The sequence below is a fragment of the Thauera phenylacetica B4P genome (assembly GCF_000310225.1).
Classification (GTDB): Bacteria; Pseudomonadota; Gammaproteobacteria; order Burkholderiales; family Rhodocyclaceae; genus Thauera; species Thauera phenylacetica.
Genome location: NZ_AMXF01000194.1, coordinates 1 through 7,814 on the forward strand (window position 1 = coordinate 1; position 7,814 = coordinate 7,814).

Consider the following 7,814-nt stretch of genomic DNA (forward strand, 5'->3'; position numbering starts at 1 on the left):
CGGGCTGGCCTGGCAGCAGTCGCGCATCGCCGAGGACGCGCGCCGGGTCGCCGAAGGCGAGCGCGAGCTCGCGCTCACCGCGCGCGACGAGGTCGTGCGCCAGCTCGAGGCCCTGGTCGAGGCGCGCGAGGCCGAAGCCGCCGCACGCGCCGCGGCCGAGGCGGTGGCGAAGGAGGCGCGGCAGTCGGCCACCGCGCTCGCCAGCGTGGTCGACGAGCTCGAACGCGCCACTACCGCGGCCAACGCCCCGGCGAGCGGCGACGGGCAGGCGGTGCAGCGCAGCCTCACCGAGGCCAAGTCCGAGCTGCGCGCCCAGGTCAGCAATCTCTCCAACATCGCCGTGCAGCAGGCCGCCCCGCCGCTGTCCGCTGCGCCCGCCCCCCCGCCCGGCACGCTCGCGCCGCGGATGTGGATCTACATCGCCGAGGAGAGCCAGCGCAAGGCCGCCGAGGCGCTGGAGACGCGCCTGCGCAGCGTACGCATCGGCGACGCCGCGCTCGAGCTGCCCGGCATCGTGCTCGTCAAGGCCGCGCCCACGCGCAGCATGCTGCGCTGCTTCCGCACCGAGGAATGCCGCCAGGACGGCGAAGCGCTGGTGCGCACGCTCGCCGGGCTGCTGCAGTCGCCCAAGCCGAGCCTGGAGGATTTCAGCACGCTCTATGGCAGCAGCGGCTCGATCCGCGCACGCCACTACGAGCTCTGGTTCGCTCCCGGGGCGATCGTGCTGCCGGCGCGCTAGCGCGGAGCCTGCATGCCAGGCGCAGCGCTCAGACGTTCCTGAACCGGTCCACCCACCAACGCTCCCCATCGACCAGGACCCCGTATTCCAGCGTGGCGGGTATCCACGTCTGATCGCGGTACGAAGGGCGATGGTAGAAGAAGGTCCCGGGGTGCTCGGCGACGTATCGCTCCATGCTGCGGAAGCGCTTGCCTTCCTCGGACCAGCCACGGTTCAGCTCGCGCCGCTGCGGGAACAGGTTGATGTCGAGGATGCCTCCGCTGGCGTGACCGAGGAAATGCCCCTTGTCCGCGACGAAGGCGCGATCCCCGAGGACGCGGCGCACCGAGGCATTGACGTCGGGAAAGCCGCGCATGCGTCCGCTATCGCGGCGCATGAGCGGCTCGACCGACAGCGCATAGGCGAGCGTGACCCGTTCGCTCACATGGTCGAACTGGAACACGGCGAGATCGAGGTTGATCTCCGACAGCCCGGCATCGGGGAAGGCCTGGAGATAGGCATCGCACCAGCCATCGACGCGGTCCTCCCAGTCCGCCAGCGCGGCCGGCGGACTGCGACCGCTGCGTTCATAAAGGCCGGCAAGCGCGGACGACATCGTGCTTCCCTATCGTTCGGGTGATCTCAGTCGCCCTGCACATCGAGGATGACCTGCACGACCCTGCGCCGGCCAAGCGCACGGCGCGCCAGGTTCGCCGCCTCGCCGGTGGCGCTCAGCCACTCGGCCAGGCGACAGAGGGCATTGCGGGTCGTGGTCAGATCGCGGCAGTTGGCGAGGAAGATCATCTGGATCTTCTGCACTGGGTCGGACACATAGACACCGAAGGGCGCCGCGACGATGGTCGCATCCGGGAAGCCCAGCTGGCGCATCGCCTGGCTCTCGGTGATGCCTTTCAGGCAGGCGACCAGATGCAGCGGACCGGCCGGTGCTTCCCGTTCGCCGAGTGCCCTGACGAGGAACATATGGTCGTGGAGAAAGGGCTGGCCCACCATTTCCCGGGCGGCCGCCACGCCGAAGCCTCCTGGCAGGCCATGACATATGGTTAGAATCGAGGTTTCGCCCAGAGGCCACAACCAGCCCCCGCTGGATTCGACTGCGCCGAACTCGGCGAGCCCCCCACCGAGCGCGTCTTCCATCGCCTTCTTGCGGTGGCCGAAATCGAGCCGGCTCCAGTCGAGCGGGGCGCCGTAGGCGAAACGCCCCTTGCGTGCCTCGCGTCCACCCAGCTTGACCAGGCCGGCCACCGCCTCGCGCAAGGCCTCGCGGCTGCGCGCGACGATGGCGTCGACGTCGGAAGCGGCCGGCGAGGTGGGATTGAGGTCGTCGAAATAGGCCTGGAAGGCCTGATCGCGCTTCAACTCGGCGGCGTCCTTGGGCGCCGTGCCCACGTCGCCGATGCGCACCACCTTGAGTCGAGCCGGCCCATCGTTCCAAGCCTGCTGAAACTCCGCATGGCACACGCCGAGGCCGCGTGCGGGCGCCCAGCCCGCCTCGCCGGTGTAAAGCACCAGGACGATGTCGGCCTTGCGCACCTCCTCGAGCGATTTCTCCCACGCGGTCTCCAGATCGCCCTGCGATTGATCCGGCGCATCGTCGGAGATCCACACCTCGAAAAGCGGCTCGCCGCAGAGGCTTTCCGCTTCGAGTTCGCGCTTCAGCCGCGTACGGACGATGGTCATCGAAACCCGTGAATCCCCACGGCGCACTGTGGACGCGCAGCGGCTGGAGATCATCACGCGGAGCTTCCTGAAATCGGCCATCGGCCTGTCCTCGTAAGGCGATGATGTCATGGTAGGCACCCGGCGGCGATCGTGCATACCCTTGCCTTGCGTGCGGACAAGAAAAAGGGGCAGGCCGACGCATTCGTCGATCTGCCCCTTTTCGGGTTCACCGGCCGCCGGGCGCTGGCCGGCGGCACGTCAGCCGCCTCAGGCGGCGCGCGCGCCCTTCAGGATGGCGTTGAGCGTGGCGCTCGGGCGCATGATGGCCTTGGTCTTCTCGGCATCGGCCTTGTAGTAGCCGCCGATGTCGGCAGGCTTGCCCTGCACGACGGCCAGCTCTTCGACGATCTTGCCTTCGTTCTCGCGCAGCGCCTTGGCGAGCGGAGCGAACTTGCCCGCCAGCTCGGCGTCCTCGGTCTGCGCGGCCAGGCGCTCGGCCCAGAACAGCGCCAGATAGAACTGGCTGCCGCGGTTGTCGAGCTGGCCGGTCTTGGGCGAGGGCGACTTGTTCTCGTCGAGCAGGCGGCCGGTGGCCTCGTCCAGGGTCTTGGCGAGCAGCTTGGCGCGCACGTTGCCGGTCTTGATGCCGAGGTCCTCCAGCGACACCGCCAGGGCCAGGAACTCGCCGAGCGAATCCCAGCGCAGGTGGTTCTCCTGCACCAGCTGCTGCACGTGCTTGGGCGCCGAACCACCGGCGCCGGTCTCGTACATGCCGCCGCCGTTCATCAGCGGCACGATCGACAGCATCTTGGCCGAGGTGCCCAGCTCCATGATCGGGAACAGGTCGGTCAGGTAGTCGCGCAGGATGTTGCCGGTCACCGAGATGGTGTCCAGGCCGCGCGCCACGCGCTCGAGCGTGAAACGCATCGCACGCACCTGGCTCATGATCTGGATGTCGAGGCCGCTGGTGTCGTGATCCTTGAGGTAAACCTTGACCTTCTTGATCAGCTCGTTCTCGTGCGGACGATACGGGTCGAGCCAGAAGATCGCCGGCATGCCCGAGTTGCGCGCGCGGGTGACGGCGAGCTTGACCCAGTCGCGGATCGGCGCGTCCTTGACCTGGCACATGCGCCAGATGTCGCCGGCTTCCACGTTCTGGCTCAGCAGCACTTCGCCGGTGGCGAGGTCGGTGATGTTGGCGACGCCGTCCTCGGTGATCTCGAAGGTCTTGTCGTGCGAGCCGTACTCCTCGGCCTTCTGCGCCATCAGGCCGACGTTCGGCACCGTGCCCATGGTGCGCGGGTCGAAGTTGCCGTGCCATTTGCAGAAGTTGATCATCTCCTGGTAGATGCGGGCGAAGGTCGACTCCGGCATCACGCACTTGCTGTCGTACTGCTTGCCGTCCGAACCCCACATCTTGCCGCCCTGGCGCATCATGGCCGGCATGGACGCATCGACGATGATGTCGTTGGGCGAGTGGAAGTTGGTGATGCCCTTGGCCGAGTCGACCATGGCCAGCTCGGGGCGGTGCTCGTTGCAGGCGTGCAGGTCGCGGATGATCTCGTCGTGCTTGGACTCGGGCAGGGTCTTGATCTTCTCGTAGAGGTCGACCATGCCGTTGTTGACGTTGATGCCGAGCTCGTCGAACAGCTTGCCGTGCTTGGCGAAGGCGTCCTTGTAGTAGATCTTGACGCAGTGGCCGAAGACGATCGGGTGCGAGACCTTCATCATCGTCGCCTTCACGTGCAGCGAGAACAGGATGCCCGCCTCGCGGCAGTCGTCGAGCTCCTTCTCGTAGAACTCGCACAGCGCCTTCTTGCTCATGAACATCGAGTCGATGATCTCGCCGTCGAGCAGGTCGGTCCTCGGCTTGAGCACGACGGCCTTGCCCGACTTGGTGATCAGCTCCATCTTGACCGAGCGTGCGCGGTCGAGCGTCATCGACTTCTCGCCGTGGTAGAAGTCGCCGTGGTGCATGTGGGAGACGTGGGTCTGCGACCACTGCTTCCATTCACCCATCGAGTGCGGGTGCTTCTTGGCGAAGTTCTTGACCGCGGCGGGCGCGCGGCGGTCGGAGTTGCCCTCGCGCAGCACCGGGTTGACCGCGGAGCCGAGGCACTTGCCGAAGCGGGCGCGCAGCGCCTTCTCCTCGTCGGTCTTGGGGTCCTCGGGGTAGTCGGGGATCTTGTAGCCCTTCTCCTGGAGCTCCTTGACGCAGGCCTTGAGCTGGGCGACCGAGGCGCTGATGTTGGGCAGCTTGATGATGTTGGTGTCGGGCTCGAGGGTCAGGCGGCCAAGCTCGGCGAGCGTGTCGGGGACGCGCTGGTCTTCGCTCAGGTATTCGGGGAACTCGGCGAGCACGCGCGCCGACACGGAGATGTCGGCCTTCTCGACCTCGACGCCTGCAGGACCGGTGAAGGTGCGGATGATCGGGAGGAAGGCGCACGTCGCGAGCAGCGGCGCTTCGTCCGTGAGCGTGTAGATGATCTTGGATTTGCCTGCAGACATTGATTTCCCCTATATGTTTTAGATCTTGTCCCGACTACCCGATGGCGACCCTCTGTCGCCGGCGCGGCACAGCCGCCGCACGATCGCAGTCGCCCGGAAAAATACCACTTATCGACCTGTCGGGCATCGAAACCTTCTTTCACATCGCGAAATAAACTGCGGCAGGCCTTGCCGGGCCTGGAAACCAGCCCGGCCAAGGCCTGCGCCGCAGGCTCGACAGCGCGGACAATCTGCCCGATGCTGCCGTCCTCGCCCTTCTCCTTCCGCCTTCTCCTTCCGCCTTCTCCTTCCGCCTTCTCCGCACCGCTGCGCTCCGCCCGAGCGCGCTCCCACGACCATGAACCTCCCTTCCTCACTGCCCGCATGCGGCGACTCGCGGCCGGCCTCGCGCAGCCCGGCCCGCACGCTGGTGTTCCGCGGCCACCAGCTGCTGGTGGACTTCACGGGTGCGCCCACCGCCGGCCCGAGCGCCTGGCGGGCCGGCCTCGCCGCACTGCGCACGCTCGACTTCCCCGTGCCCACGGGCGAGGCCTGGACGGTGGTCGAGGTCGAGCGCGCGATCGAGGCGCCCGGCGGACATGCCTTCCAGCATCTCAAGTCGCTGCTCGACACGCTGGCCGAAGACCGCCTCGCGCTCGCCGCGCGCGCCCTGGAGCTGCTCGAGTTCGACCGCGCACACCGCTTCTGCGGCGCCTGCGGCGCGCCCACCACACCGAGGACGGACCCGCCGGCGCGGCGCTGCAGCGCGCCGGACTGCGGCCGCGAGCACTTCCCGCGCGTCTCGCCGGTGGTGATCGTGGCGGTGGAGCGCGGCGTCGAGATCCTGCTCGGACGCTCGCCGCACTTTCCGCCCGGCCTCTACAGCACGCTCGCCGGCTTCGTGGACGCGGGCGAGTCGGCCGAGCAGGCGGTGCATCGCGAGATCTTCGAGGAGACCGGCCTGCGCATCCGCTTGCCGCGCTATTTCTCCAGCCAGGCCTGGCCCTTCCCGCATGCGCTGATGCTCGGCTACCAGGCCGAGTACGCCGGCGGCGACATCGTGTGCGCCCCGGGCGAGATCGAGGACGCGCGCTTCTTCCATGTCGACGCGCTGCCGCCGCTGTTCCCGATCCGCTACGCGATGGCCAACCAGCTGCTGCACGACTTCTGCCGGCGCCACGGGCGGCCGTGGCCGCCCGCTCAGGCGACGCCCGCCGCGACCTGAGCGTCGCGCCGGTCGACCATCTTGAGCACCAGCAGCAGCACGGTACCCACGGCCATCATCGCCGCGGCGAACCACAGCCCGCCGGCGTAGCTGCCGAAGGTCTCGCCCAGCCAGCCGGTCACCGCCGGGCCGAGGATCTGCGCCACGCCGTAGGAGATGGTCATCTTGCCCATCATCTTGGCCGGTCGCGTCGGGTAGTAGCGCCCGGCCATGGTCAGCACCAGGCTCACCATGCCGACGAAGGTGCCGCCGAAGAGCAGGGCACCGCCGATCGCCCCCAGGCTGCCACCCACCACCACCGGCAGCAGGATGCCGACGATCTGCAGCACCGCGGCGAGGATCAGCGCGTTCAGCGCGCCGGTGCGGCGGGCGATGAAGTCCCACACGATGCAGGCCGGCATCGCCGCCAGGCCGATGGCGAGGAAGCTCCAGCTGCCCTGGCCCTCCAGCCCGGGCAGGCGGTTGACGATGGCGACGATGAAGGTCGCGCTGACCACGAAGCCGACGCCGGCGCAGAAGTACGAGGCCATGAACACCCGCATGAACAGCGGGCTGGGCGGGTTGTCGTGCATCGGCGCGCCGCTCTTGGTCACCGGGCTGGTGTCGGGCGCCGGCAGCCAGGCCAGCGCGGGCACCAGCAGCACGCAGGCGAGCGCGGTGAACACGTACCACTGCGCGCGCCAGTCGAGCCACTGGCTCATCAGCGCCACCGCCACCGAGCAGCCGGCGATGCCGAGGCCGATGCCGGCGAAGTGGATGCCGAGCTCGTGGCGGTGGCCGTGGCGGATCAGCCAGTTGAGGATCAGCCCGGTGCCGAGCAGCATCGACGCCGCGCTCGCGAGGCCGGCGAGGTAGCGCGACACCGCCCACACCCAGAAGTCGGTGGTCAGGCCCATCATCACCGTGGTCAGCACCGCCACCACCATGCCGATGCGGTACAGGCGGTCCTTGAGCACCAGGTCGCTGATCGAGGCCGCGGTGAGCGCTCCAGTGAGGTAGCCCGCATAGTTGATCGCCGCCAGCCAACCGCCTTCGGCCAATCCGAGTCCGGCCTGGGCCTGCATCAGCGGCAGCAGCGGCGTGTAGGCGAAGCGCGCGACGCCGAGCGCGAGCACCAGACTGAAGATGCCCGCACCGAGCACCTTCATGCGCTGTTTCTGATCCGACATCGTTTTATTTTCCTGTCTCCTCTGCGGACCGACACGATAGACGCGCACGACAGGCTTCTCAAGCCGGCGACCGCCCCGGACGGGGGGCACGCGCGCCACGAGCGGCAGCGGACCCGCTCGCCGGCATTGCGCCGATCGCCCTTCTCGGGACGAAGCCCTGGGCCCGCACGACGTCCACCCTCCGGCCTGCGTTACCATCGCGCCGCTCCCCCTCCGGTTGTCGTCCCATGTCCCTGCTGCGCCTGCTCCTGCTGCTGCTGCTCCCCCTCTTCGCCATGCACGCCACCGCCGAGGCGCCGCCGCGGCCGCAGGCGGACGAGCTGCGCGCGCGCCTGCAGGCGCTGGCCGAGCGCAAGCTGCCCGAAGCGGAGCAGCGCGCCGCGCAGCAGGCGCTGGAACAGGCCCAGGCCAGCCTCGCCAGCGCCGAGGACTACCGTCGCCGGGCCGATGCGCTCGAGCAGACACTCGCCGGCGCCCCCGCGCAGATCGCCGAGGCGCGCCGCCAACTCGCCGCGCTGCCCGCCGCCGCGCCGGT

At 68.8% G+C, this 7,814-nt stretch carries 7 protein-coding genes; 3 read left to right on the forward strand and 4 right to left on the reverse strand.

Going from position 1 to position 7,814, the window contains the following annotated elements; all coding sequences use genetic code 11:
- The coding region (locus tag C667_RS17815) for a hypothetical protein (RefSeq protein ID WP_004373163.1) at positions 1–739 on the forward strand (739 nt) is incomplete at its 5' end.
- Between the two features lie 28 nt (positions 740–767).
- Here the strand turns inward: C667_RS17815 and C667_RS17820 are convergent.
- The 3 genes from C667_RS17820 to C667_RS17830 all read right to left on the reverse strand — a co-directional run bounded on the left by C667_RS17820 (position 768) and on the right by C667_RS17830 (position 4,906).
- Positions 768–1,334 carry a hypothetical protein gene (locus C667_RS17820; protein ID WP_004373166.1) on the reverse strand — a complete coding sequence of 189 codons (567 nt, stop codon included), beginning with the start codon at positions 1,332–1,334 and terminating at the stop codon, positions 768–770.
- A 26-nt stretch (positions 1,335–1,360) separates the two neighbouring features.
- Positions 1,361–2,554, reverse strand: a complete 1,194-nt coding sequence (locus C667_RS17825; RefSeq protein WP_245538492.1) for a hypothetical protein — start codon at positions 2,552–2,554, stop codon at positions 1,361–1,363.
- Positions 2,555–2,665: 111 nt separating this feature from the next.
- Complete coding sequence (locus C667_RS17830; protein ID WP_004373172.1) at positions 2,666–4,906, reverse strand: NADP-dependent isocitrate dehydrogenase; 2,241 nt, start codon at positions 4,904–4,906, stop codon at positions 2,666–2,668.
- Positions 4,907–5,243: 337 nt separating this feature from the next.
- Between C667_RS17830 and nudC the strand changes: the two genes are divergently transcribed.
- Positions 5,244–6,110 (forward strand): NAD(+) diphosphatase, encoded by an 867-nt coding sequence (gene nudC / locus C667_RS17835; protein WP_004373175.1) that lies wholly within the window; start codon positions 5,244–5,246, stop codon positions 6,108–6,110.
- Here the strand turns inward: nudC and C667_RS17840 are convergent.
- Positions 6,086–7,279, reverse strand: coding sequence for a YbfB/YjiJ family MFS transporter (locus C667_RS17840; protein ID WP_004373179.1), 1,194 nt, complete (start codon positions 7,277–7,279; stop codon positions 6,086–6,088). The genes nudC and C667_RS17840 overlap by 25 nt on opposite strands.
- Positions 7,280–7,506: 227 nt before the next feature.
- On the opposite strand from C667_RS17840, the gene C667_RS17845 reads away from it, so the two are divergent.
- A partial coding sequence (locus tag C667_RS17845; RefSeq protein ID WP_004373181.1) for a hypothetical protein occupies positions 7,507–7,814 on the forward strand: 308 nt, incomplete at its 3' end.